The 25,076-nt window shown below is 30.8% G+C and carries 17 protein-coding genes; 8 read left to right on the top strand and 9 right to left on the bottom strand.

Going from position 1 to position 25,076, the window contains the following annotated elements:
- Positions 1-33: 33 nt before the first annotated feature.
- The 8 genes from GSH19_RS04465 to rpmH all read right to left on the bottom strand — a co-directional run bounded on the left by GSH19_RS04465 (position 34) and on the right by rpmH (position 7,459).
- The gene (locus GSH19_RS04465; protein WP_237026903.1) at positions 34-918 is read right to left on the bottom strand and encodes an alpha/beta hydrolase; all 885 of its coding nucleotides are present in this window, start codon (positions 916-918) and stop codon (positions 34-36) included.
- 16 nt (positions 919-934) lie between these two features.
- Entirely contained in the window at positions 935-1,654 is a 720-nt protein-coding gene (locus GSH19_RS04460) for a gamma-glutamyl-gamma-aminobutyrate hydrolase family protein (protein ID WP_237026902.1), read from the bottom strand.
- 51 nt (positions 1,655-1,705) lie between these two features.
- Positions 1,706-3,634, bottom strand: a complete 1,929-nt coding sequence (gene mnmG / locus GSH19_RS04455) for a tRNA uridine-5-carboxymethylaminomethyl(34) synthesis enzyme MnmG (RefSeq protein WP_237026901.1) — start codon at positions 3,632-3,634, stop codon at positions 1,706-1,708.
- Between the two features lie 38 nt (positions 3,635-3,672).
- A complete protein-coding gene (gene mnmE, locus GSH19_RS04450) occupies positions 3,673-5,070 on the bottom strand; it encodes a tRNA uridine-5-carboxymethylaminomethyl(34) synthesis GTPase MnmE (RefSeq protein ID WP_237026917.1) in 1,398 nt (465 codons plus the stop codon).
- 172 nt (positions 5,071-5,242) lie between these two features.
- Positions 5,243-5,923 carry an RNA-binding cell elongation regulator Jag/EloR gene (gene jag, locus GSH19_RS04445; RefSeq protein WP_237026900.1) on the bottom strand — a complete coding sequence of 227 codons (681 nt, stop codon included), beginning with the start codon at positions 5,921-5,923 and terminating at the stop codon, positions 5,243-5,245.
- A gap of 153 nt (positions 5,924-6,076) precedes the next feature.
- Positions 6,077-6,910: a membrane protein insertase YidC gene (gene yidC, locus GSH19_RS04440; RefSeq protein WP_237026899.1), complete on the bottom strand. Its 834-nt coding sequence runs from the start codon at positions 6,908-6,910 to the stop codon at positions 6,077-6,079.
- A 2-nt stretch (positions 6,911-6,912) separates the two neighbouring features.
- On the bottom strand, positions 6,913-7,269 hold the full coding sequence (rnpA, locus tag GSH19_RS04435) for a ribonuclease P protein component (RefSeq protein WP_237026898.1): 357 nt from the start codon (positions 7,267-7,269) through the stop codon (positions 6,913-6,915).
- 55 nt (positions 7,270-7,324) lie between these two features.
- Complete coding sequence (gene rpmH / locus GSH19_RS04430) at positions 7,325-7,459, bottom strand: 50S ribosomal protein L34 (RefSeq protein WP_237026897.1); 135 nt, start codon at positions 7,457-7,459, stop codon at positions 7,325-7,327.
- Between the two features lie 472 nt (positions 7,460-7,931).
- On the opposite strand from rpmH, the gene dnaA reads away from it, so the two are divergent.
- The 7 genes from dnaA (at position 7,932) to gyrA (ending at position 21,031) form a co-directional block, all read left to right on the top strand.
- Entirely contained in the window at positions 7,932-9,269 is a 1,338-nt protein-coding gene (gene dnaA, locus GSH19_RS04425; RefSeq protein WP_237026896.1) for a chromosomal replication initiator protein DnaA, read from the top strand.
- 210 nt (positions 9,270-9,479) lie between these two features.
- Positions 9,480-10,619, top strand: coding sequence for a DNA polymerase III subunit beta (gene dnaN / locus GSH19_RS04420; RefSeq protein ID WP_237026895.1), 1,140 nt, complete (start codon positions 9,480-9,482; stop codon positions 10,617-10,619).
- A gap of 134 nt (positions 10,620-10,753) precedes the next feature.
- On the top strand, positions 10,754-14,992 hold the full coding sequence (locus GSH19_RS04415) for an Ig-like domain-containing protein (protein ID WP_237026894.1): 4,239 nt from the start codon (positions 10,754-10,756) through the stop codon (positions 14,990-14,992).
- A 187-nt stretch (positions 14,993-15,179) separates the two neighbouring features.
- The gene (gene yaaA, locus GSH19_RS04410) at positions 15,180-15,404 is read left to right on the top strand and encodes a S4 domain-containing protein YaaA (RefSeq protein ID WP_237026893.1); all 225 of its coding nucleotides are present in this window, start codon (positions 15,180-15,182) and stop codon (positions 15,402-15,404) included.
- 3 nt (positions 15,405-15,407) lie between these two features.
- Positions 15,408-16,517: a DNA replication/repair protein RecF gene (recF, locus tag GSH19_RS04405; RefSeq protein WP_237026892.1), complete on the top strand. Its 1,110-nt coding sequence runs from the start codon at positions 15,408-15,410 to the stop codon at positions 16,515-16,517.
- 29 nt (positions 16,518-16,546) lie between these two features.
- The gene (gyrB, locus tag GSH19_RS04400) at positions 16,547-18,493 is read left to right on the top strand and encodes a DNA topoisomerase (ATP-hydrolyzing) subunit B (RefSeq protein WP_237026891.1); all 1,947 of its coding nucleotides are present in this window, start codon (positions 16,547-16,549) and stop codon (positions 18,491-18,493) included.
- A gap of 93 nt (positions 18,494-18,586) precedes the next feature.
- Positions 18,587-21,031 carry a DNA gyrase subunit A gene (gyrA, locus tag GSH19_RS04395; RefSeq protein ID WP_237026916.1) on the top strand — a complete coding sequence of 815 codons (2,445 nt, stop codon included), beginning with the start codon at positions 18,587-18,589 and terminating at the stop codon, positions 21,029-21,031.
- A 20-nt stretch (positions 21,032-21,051) separates the two neighbouring features.
- Here gyrA and GSH19_RS04390 read toward each other — a convergent pair whose 3' ends face one another.
- Positions 21,052-21,927, bottom strand: coding sequence for a WxL protein peptidoglycan domain-containing protein (locus GSH19_RS04390; protein WP_237026890.1), 876 nt, complete (start codon positions 21,925-21,927; stop codon positions 21,052-21,054).
- A gap of 188 nt (positions 21,928-22,115) precedes the next feature.
- Between GSH19_RS04390 and GSH19_RS04385 the strand changes: the two genes are divergently transcribed.
- Positions 22,116-25,061, top strand: a complete 2,946-nt coding sequence (locus GSH19_RS04385) for a pectate lyase-like adhesive domain-containing protein (RefSeq protein ID WP_237026889.1) — start codon at positions 22,116-22,118, stop codon at positions 25,059-25,061.
- Positions 25,062-25,076: the final 15 nt, after the last annotated feature.

Raw genomic sequence — 25,076 nt, 5'->3', positions numbered from 1 at the left:
ATGAAAAAAGGCTTTTAATAAGTGCTTTTTGCTTTAAATAAGTTTTCTCATAAATTCGTCTTTTTCTTGATAAATTGAATCACTTAAGAAAGCTTTTGGTCCATGATCAGCTCCTGCAACTAAATGAACTTGAACGTTTTGTTCACCAATTTTTTCCATAACTTGAGTAGCCAAGTTAACCGTTTGTACGTAAGGAGCTACATGATCGTCTAATCCTGCATAAAACAATACTGGAACCATTTTATCAGTTAAATAGCTAGCTGGATTACATGCATCATTTAATTCAGGAACATCGATTGGTCGATTATTTTTTAACATTACCCCTTCAAATGAATCTGAAGCCCCAGTTTCAGTAAAACGTGGTTCTTGTCCTAAAGCTTTAAATTGAAATGGCATTTCTTTTAAATTATATGGTCCATAAGAAGCTATTACACCCTTGATTTCTAAATCTTGATCAAAATAATCTCCAAGTTCACCATTTAATTGATTAGATCCAATCGAAGCAGCAGTAAGCATTGCTAATTGAGCTCCTGATGATTCTCCCATTAAGAACACTTGTTTAGGATTAATTTTAAAATCTTTAGCATGTGCTTTTATGTAACGAATAGCTGCCTTAATTTCATAAATTGGAGTAGGAAAATCTGCTTGATGTGATAATGAATAATTTGGACTAACAACTGCATAACCTTTTTTTAATAGTTCTAAAGCCCCTTGTAGTTTAAATGAACTTTTTTGGCCAAAGTACATCCCACCACCAAAGATATCAATAATCACTGGAAATTGTTCTTTATCTTCATTAGGTAAATAAATATCCATCTTTCTTCTTTTACCATCAGCATAGCTAACATCAATCCACTTATTATTAATCCAATCAGTATCTGCTGGTACAAACTTTTGATCTCTTTCAATAAATTTCATAAAAATTTCCTTTCAATTATTTTTTTACAATTTCAACGAAATTTCGAAATAATTGTTTGGCATGTTGATTTGTGTCAAATAACATCTCTGGGTGAAATTGAACTCCATAAATATTATATTTTTTATTTTCAATTGCTTCAATAATTTGGTCTGATGCAAAAGCAGTTGCCTCAAATCCATCAGCAATTCTTTTAACTGCTTGATGATGAAAGCTATTTACTAATCCTTCTGTACCCCAGGCTTTACTCAAAAATGAATCTTCATTAACTTTAATTGAATGTGTAAGTGTACTCCATTCAGTCGGATACTGATTATGTCCTAATACATTTTTATACTGTGAATTAATATCTTGATAATTCGCTCCACCTAATGTTGCGTTAATAATTTGCAATCCTCGACAAACTCCTAAAATAGGTTTGCTTTGCTGCTTCATTGATTCAATCATTGCTTTTTCAAAGTTATCACGAGCAATACTATTAGATCCATTTTCTTTAATTGGATCTTCTTGATATAGCAATGGACTGACATCGTCTCCACCAGCAAGCACTAATCCATCAATTTTTTGAGCATACTCATTTGCAGCAGATGGATTGGTTACTGGTAAGATAATAACTAATGCTCCTAATTTTTCTAAGGCTTTTACATAATCTTTTTGAATATAATCCACATAACGATTTCCAAATTGACTGGTTGATTTTTCAATATGACTTGCAGAAAGTCCAATAACTGGTTTCATAATAATATCTCCTTTATAAAAAACACATAATAAAAATTATGTGTTTTTTAATTATTCAGTTTTAGCTATTTTACCTTGTTGAACATAAACAGACAAGATTGCAATATCAGAAGGATTAACTCCACTAATTCTTGAAGCTTGAGCAATTGTTCTTGGTTGAATTTGTTTTAGCTTTTGATGTGCTTCAGTTGCTAGTCCATCAATTGCATCATAATCAATTTTTTCTGGAATTTTCTTTGATTCCATTTTCTTCATTCTTTCAACTTTAGCTTCTTCTTTTTGGATATATCCCGCATATTTAGTTCTGATTTCTAATTGTTCAATCACTCTACTGTCCAATGGTTCATCAGTTGCTGGAATATAATCCATTAATGTCTTGTAATTAACATATGGTCTTCTTAAGAAGTTAGCTGCAATTACTCCATCTTGTAATGGCTTATCACCATGGTCAGCGATAAATTGGTTGATTTGATCACCAGGTTTAATTCTAATTGAATTTAATCGGTCTAATTCTTCAACTACACGTTTTTGTTTTGTCTTAAATTTATTAAAACGTTCTTCTGAAATCAAACCTAATTCATAACCTTTTTCAGTTAAACGAAAATCAGCATTATCATTTCTTAATAAAAGACGATATTCAGCTCTAGAAGTTAATAAACGATATGGTTCATTAGTTCCCTTAGTAACTAAATCATCAATTAAAACACCAATATATGCTTCATCACGGTTTAAAACTAATGGTTCTTTACCTTGATTTTTCAAAGCTGCATTAATTCCAGCAATCAATCCTTGTCCAGCAGCTTCTTCATAACCAGAAGTTCCATTTGTTTGACCAGCAGTATATAATCCTTCAATTAATTTAGTTTCCAAAGTTGGTTTTAATTGATATGGAGCAACCACATCATATTCAATTGCATATCCTGGGCGCATCATTTTAGCATCTTCTAAACCAGCAATTGAATGAACCATTGATTGTTGAACTTCTTCAGGCATTGAAGTAGAAAGTCCTTGAACATACCATTCTTCAGTATCTCTACCTTCTGGTTCTAAGAATAATTGGTGACGACTTTTATCTGCAAAACGGACAATTTTATCTTCAATAGATGGACAGTAACGTGGTCCAACTCCTTCAATTACACCAGTAAACATTGGTGCCCTTGATAAGTTTTCTTGAATAATTTCATGAGTTTTTTCATTTGTGTAAGTTAACCAACAAGAAATTTGATCTTTAACAGCTAAATAATCATTGTCATCAGATTCATAACTAAAATGATTAGGTGCTTCATCTCCAGGTTGTTCCTCTGCCTTTGAATAATTAATTGTTTTTCCATTAACTCGTGGAGGAGTTCCAGTCTTAAATCGTTTCAAATCAAAACCTAAATCAGCTAAGTTTTCTGATAATTTTTCTGATGGAAGTGAATTATTTGGACCTGAAGAATACATTAATTCACCAATAATTATCTTACCTCTTGAAGCAGTACCAGCAGCAATTACAACTGAATTAGCACTATATTTAGCTCCAGCATTTGAAATTACTCCAACACATTTTCCATCTTCAACTATTAACTGTTCCACAATTCCTTGACGTAAAGTTAAATTAGGTTCATTTTCTAAAGTACTTTTCATTGAACGATGATAAGCATGCTTATCAGCTTGTGCTCTCAAAGCACGAACTGCAGGTCCTTTACCAGTATTCAACATTCTCATTTGAATATAAGTTTTATCAATGTTTCGACCCATTTCACCACCTAAAGCATCGATTTCTCTAACAACCGTTCCCTTAGCTGGACCTCCAACAGATGGGTTACATGGCATAAAAGCAACCATGTCTAAATTAATGGTCATTAGTAATGTCTTTTGTCCCATACGTGCTGCTGCTAAAGCTGCTTCACTTCCAGCATGTCCTGCACCAACAACAACTACATCATAATTTCCAGCATCATAATATTGTTTAACTTCTTGTACATTAGTTTTAAGCAAAAATACTTCCTCCTTGCAAATGTTTCACGTGAAACATTTTATTTACCTAAACAAAATTGACTAAATAATTGATCTAATAATTCTCCATTGTAGCTTTCACCTGTTATTTCACCTAATAAATCCCAAGCTCTGGTCATATCAATTTGAACTAAATCAACTGGTAATCCATTTTCAATTCCTGAGATAACATCATTTAAAGCATCATAAGATTGCTCTAATAAACCAATATGACGTGCATTAGTTACCATTACATCATTTTTTGAATTATCAATTCCTTCATCAAAAAACATTTTAGCAATGATTTTTTCTAATGGATCCATTCCATCACTTTCAATTGCTGAAGTTTTAATTATATTTTGATTATTAGTTAATTGTTTCAATTCATCTTCATCAAGATTAGTTGATAAATCAGTTTTGTTTAAAATAATGATTCGGTTGATATTATTAGTTAATTCAATTAATTCACGATCTTCATTAGTTAATTGTTCATTGGAATTTAAAACTAATAAAACTAAATCAGCTTTTTTGATTGCATCCCTTGAACGATCAACTCCAATTTTTTCAACTTTATCTTCTGTATCTCTAATTCCTGCAGTATCAACTAAATGAAGCGGAACCCCAGACACATTAACGTACTCATCTAATACGTCACGGGTAGTTCCTGGAACATCAGTTACAATTGCCTTTTCTTCATGTAAAAGACGATTTAATAAACTAGATTTCCCAACATTAGGTCTTCCAACAATTGCAGTATCTAATCCATCTCTTAAAATTTTACCTTGTTTAGCAGTTTTTAATAATTGAGAAATATGCTGCTGTAATTCTTTTGCTTTTTCAACTAATAATTTAGAGGTTAGTTCTTCGACATCATCATATTCTGGATAATCGATATTAACTTCAACTTGTGCTAAAACATCTAGAATTGATTGTCTTAAATTTCCAATTAAATGAGAAAGATTTCCATCTAATTGATTTAAAGCAGCTTTCATTGATTGATCGGTTTTGGCTTGAATTAAATCCATTACGGCTTCTGACTGTGATAAATCAATTCGACCATTTAGAAAAGCTCGTTTGGTAAATTCACCTGGTTCAGCCATTCTAGCACCATTTCTGAAAGTTAATTGTAGAATTTCATTTGTTGCTACAATTCCTCCATGACAATTAATTTCGATAATATCTTCTTTAGTATAAGTTTTAGGCGCTTTCATAACTGAAACCATTACTTCATCAATTTGATTATCATCATTAAAGTTATCAATAATATGTCCATAATTAATTGTATGACTAGCTACTTTATTCAAATCTGTTCCTTGGAACATCTTACTAATAACCTTTAATGATTCAGATCCGCTAATTCGAATAATTGAAATTCCACCCTCACCTGCTGGAGTTGAAACGGCTGAAATTGTATCATAATCCGTTGTTACTAATGGCATTTTACTTCTTCCTTTCACTTCATTAATTGCACAAAAAAAGTGCCACTCCATGCGTATGCGCATGGACAAAGCACTTTCACTACTTCATCAATTTATTTGTTTTCATAATATACGCTAACTAAATAAAAGTCAAATTTAGACACACAAAAATAAGCTTACTAAATTTTAAGCTTTATTTAGGAGCGATTATGATTGATCTTCTTTGTTCTAAACCAGTTGAATAAGTCATTACATATTCACTGTTTTCAAGGGCTGAATGAATTATCTTTCTTTCAAAAGATGGCATTGGATCTAAATAAATTGGTTTTCCAGTTGCCATTACATTTCGAGCTGTTTTACGAGCTAAGTTTTCTAAAACATCTTTTCTTTTTGAACGATAATTAGCGGTATCTAATTCAATATTCAAATGATTAATTCCTAAATTATTTAGATAAATTAAACTTAAATCTTGTAATGAATTAATTGTTCGACCATGTTTTCCAATTAATAAGCCTTCTTTATCGGCTCTAAAATTAATATAAACATGCTTATTATTAATAAATTTAACTTCAGATTTTGCGTTAATTCCTAATTCTTGAATAATTGATTCCAAGTATTCAACTAAATCAGAAACACTTTCTTCTTTTTTATCACGATTACTTTTAATTAATTTTTCATTAACTTCGGTTACTTTTTTTTCGTTATGTTGCTCTTTTTTTATTATTTCTACGATTGCTGGTTTTTTAAATAATCCTAAAAATCCCTTTGTTGGATTTTGAACTATATTTATTTCAACGTTTTCACGAGATAAACCTAAAGTTTCGATTCCTTGTTTAGTAGCTTCTTCGATTGAAGTACTTTTAAATATTGTCATGCTCAATACTCCTGTTGGCTTAAAATTGTCACATAAATAATATTATCATATAAGTATTATGAAATAATATATTTTTTTATTTTTAATCATAAAAAAATACTCCATAAAAGTTAGACTTTCATCTAACTTTTATGGAGTATTTTAGTAAACTTTTTATTTTTTACCTTTTCTTGCTTTTCGAATTGCTTTTTGTTTTTTTCGTTCAGCTTGTTTACGAGCTTTTTCTTTTGCATCTCGTTCAGCTTGCATTTTCCATGGGTTTTGTAAGAGTAATGTTTGCCCTACTTGGAAAGCATTTGTTATTACCCAATATAATGACAATGCTGATGGAACACTTAACGCAGTAAAGAAAATAATTAGTGGCATTCCAAAAGTCATCATTGTTGTCATACCATTTGATTCTGGTTGAGATTTCATTGCCAACCATGAACTCAAGAAAGTAAATGATGCAGCTAAAATTGGAAGTACAAAATATGGATCTTTATGACCTAATTCCAACCACAAAAATTCTCCACCCTTTAAAACATTAGTACGAGATATTGATTGATACAATGCAAAAATTACTGGCATTTGAACTAACAATGGTAAACATCCAGCAATTGGATTAATTCCCGCTTCTGAATAAAGTTTTTGTTGTTCTTCACGTAACTTTTGAACTGTCTCAGTATCTTTTGAAGAATATTTCTTTTGTAATGCTTTAAGTTGTGGTTGAACTTCTTGGGTTTTCTTCATACTTTTAGTTTGATAAATCATTAAAGGTAGAATAACGATTCTTACAACAACTGTGAAGAGGATAATTCCAACTCCATAATTATTAGTACCAAACAGATTAGATAACCAAATAATTGCACGAGAGAAGTTTAAAACAACTATTCCATCCCAAAAACCGGTACTTTGATCATTAATCGGTGTATTACCACAAGCAGTTAACACAAAAACCAAACTAACAATCGCAAAGATTGTCATAAATTTTTTAAAATTTTTCACTTTTATTCCTCGCTATAATCAGAATCTAATAGGTCAGCTAATTTTAAAACATGAACTAGACTTGATTTAATATCAAACATCGACATTCCATCAACTATCGGACGAGCAATTACTAAAAAATCAACATCATTTTTTAAATAAGGTTTTAATTCAAAAATTGATTGTCGAACACGGCGTTTAACCCAATTTCGATGAACAGCATTTCCAACTTTTTTTCCAACTGAAATCCCAATTCGAAAATGTAGTTGGTCAGGTTTATCTAATTGATAAATTACAAATTGTCGATTTGCAACCGATGCATGTTCATCAAAGACCTTTTGAAATTCTGCTTCTTTTTTAATACGATAAGATTTTCGCATAATTAATCTCCAATTATTTATTAATAATTAAAAAGACCACTGAGGGTTCAGTGGCCTAAGCAGATAATACTTTTCTGCCTCGTTTACGACGACGAGCTAATACTTTACGACCGTTACTAGTACTCATGCGTTTTCTAAAACCATGAACACGGTTACGTTGACGTTTCTTTGGTTGGTAAGTTCTTTTCATGACTAACCCTCCTAACTAAATCGGTTGTTTAAAGAACTGTTATATTAATGAAAACATTTCTTTTATATGATATCACAAAATTTTATTGTTTCAAACAACTATTTTCATAATGTGTCAATAGCTAAAAATAAATTTGTGAGGATAACTTGTTAATAACTGTGGATAACTAAAAATAAAATCACCGGCTTTTAGACAACCAAAAAAACAAAAAACAGTGTGTTTATTTTTTTATCCACAAACTGTTAATAACTTTTAAAACCATTTAAAAACGTTTCTATATCAAGAAATAATTATCCACATTTTTCTGTTAATTTTCAAATTTTTCACTTTATTTATCCAAGTTATTCACACTTTTGTGAGAAACAAATAGACATGATGTGAAACATTTATTCACAACTTCTAAATTCTGTGGAAAACTTTTTAACTTAATGATAAAATTATAATCATGATTTTCAAAATGGAGGCAGGAGTTATGGATCATAATGAACTATGGCAACAAATAAAAGAAAAATTTAAAGAAGATTATAACCAAACTACCTACTCAACTTGGATTGAAACTGCTATTCCAATTTCTTTAGTAAATAATGAACTAACTATTCAATTACCAACCCCGCTACATAGAGATTATTGGAAGACTAAATTTTCTGATAAGTTAGTTGAATATGCATATGCAACTAATAAAATCGATATCGTTCCTGTTTTTGTATTAGAAGATGAATTAAAAAAAGATAAAACTCAAGAAACTTCTAATAATAAAAATGTCGATACCACACCAACTTATATGAAGAAAACTCATCTAAATAGTGACTATACATTTGATACTTTCGTTATTGGTAAAGGTAATCAAATGGCTCATGCCGCTGCTTTAGTCGTTTCAGAAGAACCAGGTAAGATGTATAATCCATTATTCTTTTATGGTGGAGTAGGATTGGGTAAAACCCACTTGATGCACGCAATTGGTAATAAATTATTAAATGTAAATAATGATTACAACATTAAATATGTAACGTCAGAAGCATTTACTAATGACTTTATCAATGCCATTCAAACAAATAGAACTGAAGAATTTAGAAAAGAATATCGTAGCGTTGACTTACTGCTGGTTGATGATATTCAGTTCTTTGCTGATAAAGAAGGAACGCAAGAAGAGTTCTTTCATACTTTTAATGATTTATATGAAGATGGTAAACAAATTGTTTTGACTTCTGATCGTTTACCTAATGAAATTCCAAAATTACAAGATCGATTAGTATCACGATTTGCATGGGGGCTATCAGTTGATATTACGCCTCCTGATTTAGAAACTAGAACTGCTATTCTAAGAGCTAAAGCTGAATCAGATCATATGGAAATTCCAAGTGATACGTTAAGTTATATTGCTGGACAAATTGACTCAAACGTCCGTGAGCTAGAAGGAGCACTTTCGAGTGTCCAAGCGTTTGCAAGACTTAGAAGCCAACCAATTACGACTGAATTAGTTTCAGCTGCTTTAAGACCACTTAAATTAGCTAAAGCCAAAAAAGCTCTAACAGTTCCTGATATTTTAAAACGTGTCTCTTCATACTTTCACGTAACTATCAACGAGCTAAAAGGTAAAAAAAGAATCAAATCAATTGTTGTGCCGCGTCAAATAGCGATGTATTTATCTCGCGAATTAACTGAAAGTTCTTTACCGAAAATTGGTGAAGAATTTGGTGGTAAAGATCATACAACTGTAATTCATGCTTATGAAAAAATTGTTGAAGCACTCAAAACTGATTCTGAATTACAAAGAACAATTGATGATTTAAAAAATGAAATGCAACATTAAAAAACATGTTAAAATTCTGCCTGTTGATAAGTCTAGCAAAAAAGCTATTTTTATCCACAAAGTTATTAACAGCCTTATTCACTTTATCTATATTAGGTTAAATAACTTTTCCACAGTATAAACAGGACCTACTATTACTTCTATCTTTTTATATTATTAATTAATATAATTAACTAACATTCTGATACAAATAAAAAGGAGACTAACAAAATGAAATTTTCAATTAAACGTTCTGTTTTTATCAATTCATTAAATATTGTACAAAGAGCAATTTCTTCCAAAACAACGATTCCTATTTTAACTGGACTAAAATTAGAAGTTTTTGAAAATAAAATTATTTTAACTGGAAGCGATGCTGATGTTTCAATTCAAACAACCATTGATGCAGATAATCAAGATAATGAGTTATCTATCGAACAATCAGGAAACATTGTTTTACCAGCTCGTTTTTTCAATGAAATTGTCAAAAAATTACCTCAAGAAATCATGAATCTGGAAGTAAATGATAACTTTAAAACTAAAATAACTTCTGGACCATCTGAATTTACAATTAACGGTCTTGATGCAAATAACTATCCACACCTACCAGAAGTTGAAACAGAAAATTCAATTCATTTATCAGCGGATATTTTCAAAGAGATTATTAATCAAACGGTAATTTCAGTTTCAAAACAAGAAAGTCGTCCAATCTTAACCGGAATTCACGTTAGTTTAAATGAAAATCAAATTTTAGCGGTTGCAACTGATAGTCACCGTTTATCACAAAGAAAAGTGGAACTCCAAGAAAGTCATGGTGCTAACTATGATATTGTGATTCCAGGTAAAAGTTTAAGTGAATTAGCTAAAATGATTGATGACAATCAGCAAAGTATTCAGATGGATATTTCGGAAAACCAGGTTCTCTTTACATTTGGTAAAACTAATTTTTATTCAAGATTATTGGAAGGAAACTATCCAGATACAAGTCGCTTAATTCCAAAATCGTCGGAAACAAAAATTGAATTTAATTCATCTGAATTATTAGGTGCAATTGAAAGAGCTTCACTTTTATCACATGAGTCTAGAAATAACGTGATTAAGTTAACCATTAATCCAAGCAATCAAGTTGTCACGATTACTGGTGATTCACCAGATGTTGGAAATGTTGAAGAAGATTTACAGCCAAGTAATTCAGAAGGTGCAGATTTGGAAATCTCATTCAACCCCGATTACATGAAAGAAGCATTAAGAGCATTCGGGAATACTGAGATTAATCTTTCATTTACATCAGCTCTCAGACCGTTCACTTTAATACCAACGGGTACAGAAGATGGTTTCATTCAATTAATTACTCCAGTAAGGACATTTTAATAAAAAAATCACTCAATTTAATTGAGTGATTTTTTTCGAGTCAAAATACTAGTCATAGTATATTGAGCTGTTGTAATATTCAGATATAAAAATAATTATAAACGTAAACATAACTTTTTGGAGGTTTAAAACATATGAAAAATAAAAGAAAGAATATCATAAAAAGTTCTTTGCTTGCTGGAATTGCAGCATTTACTGTATTTAGTGTTGGAAATGTAAGATTTAATCTGAAAGATTTTTCATTACACTCAGATTATTTAATTCATGCTGACAATACAGTTAATTATGATAGTACCCAATTAAATGATAGTACATTCAATGTTACTAATCTAAAGACGAATCCGAAATATGATTATACTTATAAAACATTTAATTTAACTAGTGATACTAAAAATCAAGCAGGAACAATTTCTTTTAAAGATAAAATAAGTTTTAACGATGATTTTAAAATCACTGGAAAAATAAATATTGGTACAAAAAATCAGGATCATGGTGGTGGTGACGGGATTGCTATGTTTTTTCATAGTGGTAATGTAGAAGATGTAGGAACTGCTGGACAGGGTTTGGGTGCTGGTAATTTAAATAATGTTACAGGATTTAAAGTAGATACTTATAGGAACTCTAGTGATACAAAAATTGGTTCTAGTTCAACTTACGCCACGATAATTCACGGTAATAAGCAAAATCCAAATCCTGACTATAAAGGAACATCTGCTCAACCTCTAGTAGTTTCAGATCCTTCACAAAATAAATTTAGGGATTTTACCTTTGAATATAGTGGTTCTACAAAAACATTAACAGTTACCTATGATGGAAAAACTTGGACTGTAACTAATCCAGATTGGTTTAAAGATAGCGGTGATGGATATGTTTTTTCTATTTCAGCTGGGACAGGAAGCAATAGTAATTTACAACAATTAAAATTGGATAGTATGAAATATACGAAAGCTCCTGGATACAATAAAGATGATCACAAAATTAAAATTGCTGACGTAAAAGCAGGCGATAAAAAGATAACAGGAAAAGGAACACCAGGAGATACGATTAAAATTTCTGACGGTGAGGGAAACGAATTAGGGACCACCACAGTTGATAGTGATGGAAATTATGTATATGAATTGAAAGATGGACAAAATTTAACTGAAGGTGAGAAGATATCTGCAAAGCCTATAACTATTAATAGTAATGATGTTGACAATCCGTATGAAGGAGATACTGTTACAACAACTGTCGGAGCAAATGAAATTGTTAGTCATAAATTAGTATTAAACACACCAGATGAAGGTCAATTTAATATAACAGGTACCGGTACTCCTGGAGACACAGTTATTATATATGACGACAATAACAAAGAACTAGGAAGAAGAACAGTTCTTGATGATGGAACGTTTACAATAACTTCAAATAGGCAATTAATTGGTGATGAAAAACTAACAGCTAAAGTAATTGATAAAAGTAATAACGAAGTTAGCGAAGATAAAATTGAAGGTAGTAAATATGTTAAGGTTAATTTCATACCAGATGATCATAAGCCAACTATCAATTTAACCAATTCAGGAGACAAGAAAATAACCGGAACAGCAACACCAAATGATACTCTAACAATCAAAAAGAATGGGGAAACCATTGCCGAAAATGTTACAGTTAATTCAGATGGTAGTTACAGTGCTGATATAACAAGTAAATTATCAGAAGATGATATAATTGAGGTAATTCCAACAAATCCCAAAGGATCAATAGGTACTTCTGCTACCCAAAAGGTAGATTATGATCAAGATAACCACATTGCGACTATACAACAAGCTTATGGTGGAACAAAGACAATATCAGGATATGGAACACCTGGAGATACTGTTACAATTATTGATAAAGATGGTAATAAGCTAGCTGAAAATATAAAAGTAGATAAAAATGGGAATTTCTTGATTAATGATGCAAGCCGTCTCTTGGTTGATGGTGAAACATTAACTGTAACTCCACATACTCAATTTAATGGACAAGATAAGGAAGGTAAATCTTCTGATTTTGAAGTTCAGTATTCTTCAGATGCACATACACCAACAATAGATAAACCTGAATCTAATCAGAAAACAATTACAGGTACTGGAGTAGCAGGAGATACAATTGTAATAACTGATGAATCTGGTAAGACAATTGCAAAAACCAAAGTTAATGAAGATGGTACGTATAATGTTGAAGCAGATCGCGATTTAAGAGATGGAGAAACATTAACTGTAACTCCAATTACTAACGTCAATAATAATTTGGAAACTGGAAATAGTGCGAAGACAACATTAGATTACGATGCATCAGAACACAAGCCAACAATTAATGGTGACATTAAAGAAGATAGTCAAGGCAAGACTGTGGAAATTTCTGGAAAAGAAGGAGACACAGTAGTTCTAAAAGATAAAGATGGTAATTCAATTAGTGACGAAGTAGTAATTGGATCAGATGGTACGGCAAAAGTAACCATTAAAGATGATGCAAAACTAACTAAGGGTGATGATGTTTATGCGGAATCAACAACTAAAGATGGAGATACAGTAGTTGGAACGAGTGATTCAGATAAACAACAAGTTGTAGCCAAAGATTACGATGCATCAGAACATACTGTAGTTGTAGATCAACCAAAAGATGGAGATCAAAAAGTTACTGGAGAAGGAACTCCTGGAGACACAATTGTTATTACTGATAAGGATGGCAACGTAATCGGTAAAGGTGAAATTGGAGAAGATGGTAAATATGACATTCCAGTTGATAAACCACTTAACAAAGGTGATGAAGTTACAGTAACTCCTTCTACTGATGGTAAAGATGGGACACCAACAACTTCAATTACTACTGATAAAGATAAACCACAAACAGACCACACGGTTGATATCAATACACCAGTTGAAGGTGATAAGAATATCATTGGAACTGGAACACCAGGAGATAAGGTTATTGTTACTGATAAAGATGGTAACAAGATTGGTGAAGGTACAGTTGGTGAAGATGGTAAGTATGATGTTAAGGTTGACAAACCATTTACTGAAGGTGAAAAGGTAACCGTAACACCAGAAACAGATGGTAAACCTGGTCAAGCATCTGATACTACTGTTGGACACACACCAAAAACTGATCACACTGTTAAAGTTGATCAACCAAAAGATGGCGATAAAATAGTTAGTGTAAATGGAACAGCAAACGACAAAGTTATTATCAAAGATGCAGATGGTAATAAGATTGGTGAAGGTACAATTGGTTCTGATGGTAAGGGAACAGTTACTTTAGATCGTCCACTAGTTGGAAGAGAAAAGATTACTGCTACACCAGAAACAAATGGTAAACCAGGAATCACTTCTGACCCAGTTACTGTTTCAGGAAATAGTTCCAATAACGGAAACAACGGAAACAACGGAAACAATTCTAACAATGGAAATAATGAAAATGTTGACAACAATCATGAAACTACTGTAGATGTTCCTAATGCTGGTGATGATTCAATTCATGGTACTGGTAAACCTGGAGATACAGTTGTTATCAAAGATAAAGATGGTAATACAATTGGTGAAGGTACTGTTGATAAAGATGGAAACTTTGATGTTAAAGTAAATCCAAAAATCAAAGATGATCAAGACTATATTGTTAAAGTCGGCGATCAAACAATTACTGTTTCTACTAAACGTCCTGATAGCAGAATAAAAAAGAATACGGTAATCTACTCATTGAACCCAATTTATCGATACGAAAAAACAGTCTTTAAAGTAACAGAGCGTCAAGGTTACTACACTAAGAAACCAAGAGTTAACCGTCCAATGTTTATTGTTAAACAAATTGTTAAGAATAAAAATGGATTATACAGATATCTAGTTAAAGATGTTAATCATAAATCTGGAACATTTGGAAAAACTGGTTATATCACAACTAAGAAAAACTATGTACTACCTGTTTACTACTACGGTAAACACAATGCAATTACAGTAATCAACCCTAAAGGAGTTAATGCATACAAGAACAAAGACTTAACTGGAAAAGCTCGTCACCTCAAACAAGGTACAATCTTCAAAGTTACAGGAATTGTTCGCCATAACCTAACTACTAGGTATAAATTGAGTAATGGAACTTACGTTACAACTAATAAAAAACTAGTAATGATGGGTAGAATTCCACAAGTTAAGAAAATTAAAACTAAACATGCGATTAACGTTTACCGAAAAAATAACTTGAGTGGACGTAAAGTTAAACACATTAAACGTGGAACAATTGTAAAAGTACAACGTTTCGAGTATTCACATGAATACAGTCTCAAGAAACGTGGAACAAAGGTTTACAAAGTATCTCAAGGTTATATAACTTCAAATGGAAAATTTGTAAAATCTTATCGCTAAAAATTAAAAGGAACTAATCATTTGATTAGTTCTTTTTTTATTAAAATTGAATATTTTCAAAAATAAGCCTTTTTTGGGTTTGTGAATCATTTTTGTCTCAACGGGACAATTTTTCATCAAATTGGACATAATGTACTTTTATGCAAAAAAAGGGTATAATAAGACATATGAAAAGGTGGGTGATTTCTTGAAAAAAGAAGTTTTGATTACAACGCCATACATAACTTTGGGTCAGTTATTAAAAGAAGAAGACGTCATTAGTTCTGGTGGACAGGCTAAATGGTATCTAAAAGATAACTTGGTCTATTTGAATGATGAGCCTGAAAATCGTCGTGGTAAAAAGCTCTATGATGGGGATACAATCAGATTAGCTGATGAAAGTTTATTCTTTATTAAAGCAAAGCAGGGTTAAAAAATGCAGTTAAATCATTTGCAAATAAATAATTTTAGAAATTATGAGCAGGCTAACTTAGATTTTTCCAAAGGAATTAATGTTTTTTTGGGTGAAAATGCACAAGGAAAAACAAATCTTTTAGAATCAATCTATTTTTTGGCTTTAACGAGAAGTCATCGGACGGCTAACATTCATGATCTAATTAATTGGAACGCAGATGAAGCATATGTTAGTGGTGAATTTAATCGAAGCTCTGGTAAGAATCGCCTTGAATTAACGATTAATAAAAAAGGTCGAAAAGCCAAAGTTAATCATATTGAGCAAGCTAAGTTATCTACTTACATTGGTCAGTTAAATGTGATTTTATTTGCTCCAGAGGATCTATCAATTGTGAAGGGGTCACCAAGTGATCGCAGAAAATTTATGGATATTGAATTTGGTCAAATGAGTAATCGTTATTTATATAATACGACGCAGTACCGAAAAATTTTAAAGCAACGAAATAACTATTTGAAGCAACTACAGATGAAAGTTGCAACTGATAGAGTTTATTTAGAAGTTTTATCAGATCAATTATCAGCTTATGCTGCTGAGATAATGGATCAAAGAATTAATTTATTGAAAAAGTTACAAAAGTGGTCTGGTACGACCCATGCTGAAATTTCACAAAAACAAGAGGTTTTAGAGTTCAAGTATGCAACTAGCTTAACTGATGATCAGTTAACATCGGTTGAAATGATTTATCAAAGCCTCTTGAGCAAATTTAAAGCTAATCAAGATAAAGAAATTCGTCAAGGAAGTACAATGTTTGGCCCACATCGTGATGATTTAATTTTTATGGTGAATCAAAAAAATGTGCAGACATTTGGATCCCAAGGACAGCAAAGAACTACGGCTCTTTCGACTAAACTAGCTGAAATTGAATTGATGAAAGAAGAAACTGGTGAATATCCAATCCTATTATTAGATGACGTGTTATCTGAATTGGATCAAAGTCGGCAAACGCATCTTTTACAAGCAATTCAAAACAAGGTCCAAACTTTTTTGACGACTCCAAGTATGTCAAATGTAGCTTCTGAATTAATTAATGACCCAAAAGAGTTTCAAATAAAAAATGGTAAGATTCTATAAATTGTGAATTCGACAAGGAGGATTTTTAAATGACTGATGAAGAAAAAAGAGCGCAAAATGAACGTGCCAAAGAATATGATGCGAGTCAAATTCAAGTTTTAGAAGGACTTGAAGCCGTTCGTAAACGTCCTGGAATGTACATTGGTTCAACAACCGAACAAGGTCTCCATCATTTAGTATGGGAAATTGTTGATAACGGAATTGATGAAGCATTAGCTGGATTTGCTAACAAAATTGATGTCGTTGTTGAAAAAGATAATAGTATAACAATTACTGATAATGGTCGTGGAATCCCAGTTGACTTACAAAAGAAAACTGGTAAATCAGCCCTTGAAACAGTCTTTACAATTCTTCATGCTGGAGGAAAATTTGGCGGTGGCGGATATAAAGTTTCTGGTGGGCTTCACGGGGTTGGAGCTTCTGTTGTAAATGCTTTATCAACTGACCTTGAAGCAACGGTTGTGAGAAATGGAAAACGTTACTACATTGAATTTGAAAAAGGTCGCGTTAAGAGTCCAATCAAAGAAATTGGTGATGCACCAGAAGAACTACATGGAACAAAGGTCCACTTCAGACCTGATCCAGATATCTTCACTGAAACAACTACTTACAATTTAAAAACATTAACTACTCGAATTCGTGAACTTGCATTCTTAAACAAGGGACTTCAAATTTCAATTCGAGATAATCGTTTGGAAGAATCATCTGAAGAAGCCTTTCATTACGAAGGTGGAATTAAGCACTATGTTGATTATTTAGATGAAGAAAGAACGCCAATTTTTGAAGATCCAATTTATGTTGAAGGAATAGAAAGTGACATTATGGTTGAAGTTGCGCTTCAATATACGAATGATTATCACAGTACTTTAATGACTTTCACAAATAATATTCATACTTATGAAGGTGGAACTCATGAAGAAGGTTTCAAACGTGCGTTAACTAGAATTATTAATAATTACGCACGCCGAAATAATTTATTAAAAGAAAACGACCCTAATCTAACTGGTGAAGATGTTCGAGAAGGAATTACAGCCGTAGTTTCGGTTAAACATCCTGATCCACAATTTGAAGGCCAAACTAAAACTAAATTAGGTAATTCAGATGCTAGAGTAGCAACTGATCATGTTTTTGCTGAAAAATTAAATCAATTTATGGATGAAAACCCAAAAGTTGCTAAACAAATTGTTGAAAAAGGATCACTTGCATCAAAAGCAAGAGAAGCAGCTAAACGTGCCAGAGAAGTTACACGAAAGAAAAGTGGATTAGAAATTAATAATCTACCTGGTAAATTAGCTAATAATACTTCAAAAGATCCAGAAATTTCAGAATTGTTTATCGTCGAAGGTGATTCTGCGGGTGGATCTGCTAAGCAGGGACGTTCCAGACTAACTCAGGCTATCTTACCAATTCGTGGAAAAATTTTGAATGTTGAAAAAGCAACGATGGATAAAATTTTAGCAAATGAAGAAATCAGGTCACTTTTCACAGCAATGGGAACTGGATTTGGTGCAGAATTTGATATTGAAAAAGTTAATTATCATAAATTAATTATTATGACTGATGCCGATGTTGATGGTGCACATATTCAAATTTTACTATTAACTTTAATTTATAATTACATGCGTCCATTGATTGATGCTGGCTATGTATATATTGCTAAGCCACCATTGTATCGTGTTCGCCAAGGTAAAATGCAAAAATACATTGATTCAGATGAAGAATTAGATGATTTCTTAAAAGATTTACCAGCCTCACCAAAACCAGGCATTCAGCGTTACAAAGGTTTAGGTGAAATGGATGCTGAACAACTATGGGAAACTACGATGGACCCAGAAAATCGTCGTTTATTACGTGTTAATGCAGATGAAGCTAGTTCAGCAAATGAAGTCTTTCAAATGTTGATGGGTGACAAAGTTAGCCCTCGTCGTAAATTTATTGAAGACAATGCTAAATTTGTAGAAGACCTAGATATTTAATTGATAATCATTTGATTGTGAACGGAGGGAAATTTATTGGCTAATGAGGAAGTAAACCAAGGTCGAATTGAAGATATTGACCTGTCTTCAAAAATGAAAACATCATTCTTAAGTTATGCAATGAGTGTTATTGTGGCTCGTGCATTACCTGATGTTCGTGATGGTTTAAAACCAGTTCATCGTAGAATTTTATATGATATGAATGAATTAGGAGTTACTCCAGATAAACCACATAAAAAATCAGCAAGAATTGTTGGAGATGTGTTAGGTAAGTATCACCCCCATGGTGATAGTTCAGTTTATGAAGCAATGGTTCGAATGGCACAAGAATTTAGTTATCGTCACATGTTAGTTGATGGACATGGTAACTTTGGTTCAGTCGATGGAGATGGTGCTGCTGCGATGCGTTATACCGAAGCTCGTCTATCAAAAATTGCGACTGAAATGCTTCGAGATATCAATAAAAATACCGTTGATTTTCAAGATAACTATGATGGAAATGAAAAAGAACCAGTTGTTTTACCAGCACGAATTCCCAACTTATTAGTTAATGGTGCTTCAGGAATTGCGGTTGGAATGGCAACTAATATTCCACCTCATAATTTAGCTGAAACAATTGCGGCAATTCATATTTTAATGAAAAATCCAGAGGCAACTACTTCTGATTTAATGGAAGCATTACCTGGACCTGATTTTCCAACTGGTGGTGTTGTTCTAGGTAAATCTGGAATTAGAAACGCTTATGAAACTGGTCGAGGAACGGTAACAGTGCGTGCTCGTGTTGATATTGAAGACCATAATGGTAAACAACGAATTGTTGCAACTGAATTACCTTATGCTGTTAATAAAGCTAAGTTAATTGAAAGAATTGCTGATTTAGTTCGTGATAAACGACTTGATGGAATTTCAGCAATTAATGATGAATCTGATCGTGAAGGATTACGAGTTGTAATTGATATTAAACGTGATGCATCTGCCGAAGTTGTTTTAAACAATTTATATAAATTAACATTAATGCAAACTTCATTTAGCTTTAACATGCTAGCAATTGATGATGGTGCACCAAAAGTTTTAAGTCTAAAAGAAATCTTACAAAAATATCTTGAATATCAAGTTCAAGTTATTACTAGAAGAACTCAATTTGATTTAGATAAAGCAATTGCAAGAGATCATATCTTACAAGGTTTATTAATTGCACTTGATAACATTGATGAAGTTATTGAAATTATTCGTACTTCATCAACTGGTGAAGTCGCTAAAGATAAATTATTAACTAAATTTCAATTAAGTGATAAACAAGCTCAAGCAATTCTTGATATGCGTTTAGTTCGTTTAACTGGATTAGAACGTGGAAAAATTGAAGATGAGCATAATAAATTACTTGAAGATATTAATGAATATAAAGCAATTTTAGCTAGTCGTGAAAAAATTAATGAAATTATTTATGAAGAATTATTAGAAATTCAAAAGAAATATGGCGATAAACGTCGTACTGATTTATTAGTTGGTGAAGTAACTAATATTGAAGATGAAGATTTAATTGAAGAAGAAGATGTCATGATTACTGTAACTCATAATGGTTACATTAAACGTCTTCCTACTGATGATTTTAAAACTCAAAACCGTGGAGGCCGTGGAATCCAAGGGATGGGTGTAAATCAAGATGATTTCATTGAACATCTTCTTTCAACTGGAACACATAATGTCTTATTATTCTTTACTAATACTGGTAAAGTTTATCGTATGAAGGCTTATGAAATCCCTGAATATGGGCGTGCTGCGAAGGGAATCCCAATCATTAACTTACTTCAAATTGATCCAGGCGAAGAAATTCAAACGGTTATCAGTATTGATTCTAAGAATAATGATGAAGATAAAGATTTATTCTTTACTACTCAAATGGGAACAGTTAAACGTACTCCAGTATCAGAATTTTTAAATATCAGAAAGAATGGACTAAAAGCAATTCGTCTAAATGATGAAGATGAATTAATTAAAGTCTCAATTGCTGATGAAAATGAAAATATGATTATTGGAACTCACCAAGGATATGCTGTTAGCTTTAAGGTTAAAGATGTTCGTTCAATGGGACGTTCAGCTGCTGGAGTTCGTGGAGTTCGTTTAAGGGATGATGATTACGTTGTTGGAGCTGATATTTTAGCACCAAATTGTGACGTCTTTGTAATCTCTGAAAAAGGATTTGGTAAGCGAACTGACGCTGAAGAATACCCAATTAAGGGACGTGGTGGTAAAGGAATCAAGACCGCCAATATCACTGAAAAGAATGGTCCACTTGCAGGACTTGCGACAGTTAGTGATGATGAAGATATTATGTTAATCACTGATAAAGGAGTTATGATTCGTTTTGCTGCTGAAAATGTTTCAAAAACGGGTCGTGCAACTTTAGGAGTTCATTTAATCAGAATCGATTCTGGTTCAAAGGTTTCTACAATGGCAATTGTAGCTAAGAATGAAGAAGCAGAATCTGAAGTTGAAAATACCAGTGAAGATTCAGAATCATCAGAAACAAATGAATAGAAAAAAGCAGTTTTCAAATATTATTTGGAAACTGCTTTTTTCTTATTTTTAATAATTAGTGAAATTATAATGGTTAATAAAATAAATGCAATTAAAATAATTGCTAAAAGTATATTTTGATTGATTGGATGAATATTTGTTGTAATTATTTTGTTATTTATAATTTCTATTTTTTTATTTGTTTCCCATTTATTTTTTCCAGATGACATAGTTAAGTTTAAATAATAAGTTCCGTTTTTTAATTTGTGTTCATCTTTATAAATTGAATAATTAAAATTACCATTTGGAGTGATTTGTTTATCTTCTTGATAATTTTGAGATACATTATGCCCATCTTTGTCTTTTAAAATATAGTTTATACTTAAATGATTAATTAAAATAGGAGCTTTGTTAACAATATTTAGGGCTAAATTTTTATTTTTATATGTGGTTTGATTAAAATCAATATTCGGATTTGAATCATATCTTTTACCATGTATATAAATTGCAGTTGTATAGTGAATAATATTTTGAAAGTTTTTGTTATTATTTTGGTTATTTGGCTTTTCTGATATATCAATTCCACCTAATATATCACCAACTAAATGTTTTTGTGGTTTTATTCTTAATGTTATTAATCTACTTTCTTTTCTTTTTAAAGTAATTTCTTGATAACGCTCATTTTCATAAGTATATTTATTTAATTCATTTTTATTATTTTCATTATTACCTAAATTACTATAATTAGCCATCACATTATCGGTTGTTGTAGAATTATTAATTTTAATAATTATTTTTTTTGATTTTTTTGATTTATTGGTAACCCTTAATTTTAATTTTCTAATGTGATTTTTATTTGAATTAATATCAAAATATGAAACTTTCTTGTTCTTCTGATTCGTTAAAATTGTATTCACTGTAAGGTTTGTTTTATTATAATAATATGAATTATCTTTCGCATTAGTATTAATAGTAAATAATACAGATAAAATAACTATACTTATAATGGTAGCAATTTTTTTAATATTTGATTCCTCCAAATTCGTAAGTCTACAGTAATTTTAACTCATAGAAAGCTTAAGTCAATTTTAAGGAGATTTCAGTTATGAAAATAAAAAAGTATTTAATTGCTATTTTTTGTCTTATTGTCTTTAGCTTTTCTTTTACCAATATAAAAGCAAATGATTTAAGTATGAGTAATGAGAATACCTTTCAAAATATAAGTAATGATTTAGATAATGAAGGTAAATCAGTTAATGTATCAACTTGGGATGAGTTTAATGATGCGATGTTAAGTGATGATGTAAATAATATAAATATAAAGTCAAATCTTGTTTATACTGCTACAAATCAAGCTGAAAAAAATGTTAGAATTCCATTAAAATCCATTAAAATTAATGGAGAAGGTCATAAAATTGATTTTAGAGGAATTTCATTTTTTAATAATGATACTGTTCAACAAAATATGAATATAAAATGGAATATCAATAATTTAGATATGTATGGAAGAAATTATTTTGGACCATTAAAATCTGGTGGATATACAAATAATAATAATCCTAATTATGGGAGTGGTGTAATAACTTACGATAATGTAAGTTATTACGGTGCCCAATTATGTTCAGTTTATAATTTTGATGCTATCTTTAATGGAAAAAATACGGTTAATTCAGTTAATTCATATGTATCTCCTTTTGATGGTAAAAGTTATGGTACACAAACTAATCAAAACTCAATTGAATCAACTAATTTAACAGTTAATGATAACTCAACTTTAAATTCTACGGTTGACAACGCTGGAGTAATTTATTTAGATAATCAAGGTTCTTTTAAAATTGGAAATAATAGTCACGCTAATTTACAGTCACTTAAAGCAGGTGGAGAAAATAATCAAAGTGCACTTTGGATAAAAGATAATTTAACTGTTGGAAATGACTCTAATTTAAATATAGAGACTGCTCCTGATGGTTATCAATCAATATGTAATATGCCTAACACTAGGTATACAAGGAACTTTAAAATTGGAGATAAATCAAAATTTTATGCAAATGTAACAGGAGAATTAAATCCTAGGAATATACTTAATCCAAACTCAATGCTAAATTTTGGAAATAATATTAATTTTAATCAAGGAAAAAATTCTAGTTTTAAAGTAGATGCATTGAAAGCTGGTAGATCAAGAAATCTTAATCTATTAAATTTTGGAACTGATTCTTCTTTTAATCAAGAAGAGAATTCTACATTTGATTTAAACGTTAATGATATAAGTGAAAATAAAAAAAATTTAATGTATTTTGGTAAAAATAGTAATTTTAAATTAGGTAAATCAACTAATTTTAATATAAATTTACATAATTCTAGTGGAACTGATACTAGTGTAATAAATTTTGATAGCGATAATAATTTTGATTTAAGTTCAGGTTCTAATTTAAAGATTAATACAGATGCAAGTGGATCAAATTTTTATGTATTTCAATTTACTTCAATTATTAAATTGAATTTTGATAAAGTTAAAAATTTTGAGATTAATATGAATAAAAATGATGGAAAGATGTTTAATTTTAAAAGTAATAGTGAAATTAATATAAGTCATCAAGATGTTGAATTTAGAAAAACTCAAGATTCTGAAACACATGGATTTTACGGAATTAATAGTGCATATGTTCCTTTGTATAATTCTGGAAATACGAGAAATGAAATTAATGTTGATACTAAAAGTGATTTAACAAAAAATAGTTTTATAAATAATTTTAGGGCATCAGATTTTAGATATTTTAGAGTTAGTGAGGAAACTAACCGAGAAAATAATCCAGTTCAAAAGATAAGTAAATGGGATGAATTAGAAGATGCTATGTTAGATCCTTACATTACTAATATTTCGATTGAAGATGATTTAGTTAATGATAAAGATAAATCTTCTCATAGAGATACTCAAATACCATTAAGATCAATTGATTTTAATGGAAATAATCATAAGATAGATTTTAGAGGGAAATCTTATTACAATAATAGTTCAGTATTTAAAAATTCAAATATTGAATGGAATATAGATAATGTAGATATGTATGGACAAAATTATTATGGTCCATTTAAAGCAGCTGGTTCAACTAAAACAAATAATGGTACGGGTACTATTACTTATAATAATATTTCTTATTTAGGTGCTCAATTAACAGCTTCTTATACTTATGATTTAAATTTCAAAAATAAAGTGAAAAATTCTTCTGTTAATAGTTATACTTCTCCATTTGACAATAAGGTTTATGATGGAGATAAAAATCAAGTAAATATTGAGGCTACCAATATAAATGTTTTAGATAATTCTGAATATATAGGTACAACTGAAAATGCTGGGGTTATTTTTTTAGGTAATAATGGACAATTAAATATTGGAAATAATTCGGTGATGGATTTAACTTCTGATGGTACAAGTGGTGAATGGAGTAATTATGTTTTAAGAATGAAAGGTAATTTGGATACAGGTAGAAATTCTAAGTTAAATATTCATCCAAGAAAATCTAGTAGTCAAACAGCTATCTCATTAGATTCTGGTACAGATAAAAATAATTCATTTTATTTGCATAAGGGGTCTGAAGTAAATATTGATGACGATTCAACAAGCCAAGATACGAGGAATCTTGATTTGGTTTCAATTGCATCAAAAACCAATATATTGATTGATGATGAAGCTAAATTAAATATTAAAACTTCAAGAAATACGATTAGAAATAATAATAGTAAAAGAAAAATATTTGATGTTGCTTCTAATGGTACTTTGGAAATTGGAGATAAAGGTGCGCTTAAAATTCAAGCAGGAGGTGATAAGAATTTAGATTTAATGAATTTTTCTGCAAGAGGTCAATTTTTAATGAATAATACTAGATCAGTAGATATTGATGCTAGAAAAAATACTCATAAAAATACTAATTTAATCTCTATGGCTTCGGGAGGAGTTTTAGAATCTACGGAACAAGCAGTTTCTGCTTGGAATAGGGAAAATCAGCTGATGATGATGAACCTAGTTATAGTTGTGATCCAATTAAAAATATGAAAGTATTTTATACGA

This window comes from Lactobacillus sp. S2-2 (assembly GCF_021698855.1).
Lineage (GTDB): Bacteria > Bacillota > Bacilli > Lactobacillales > Lactobacillaceae > Fructilactobacillus.
This window is presented reverse-complemented; position numbering and strand designations above follow the sequence as displayed.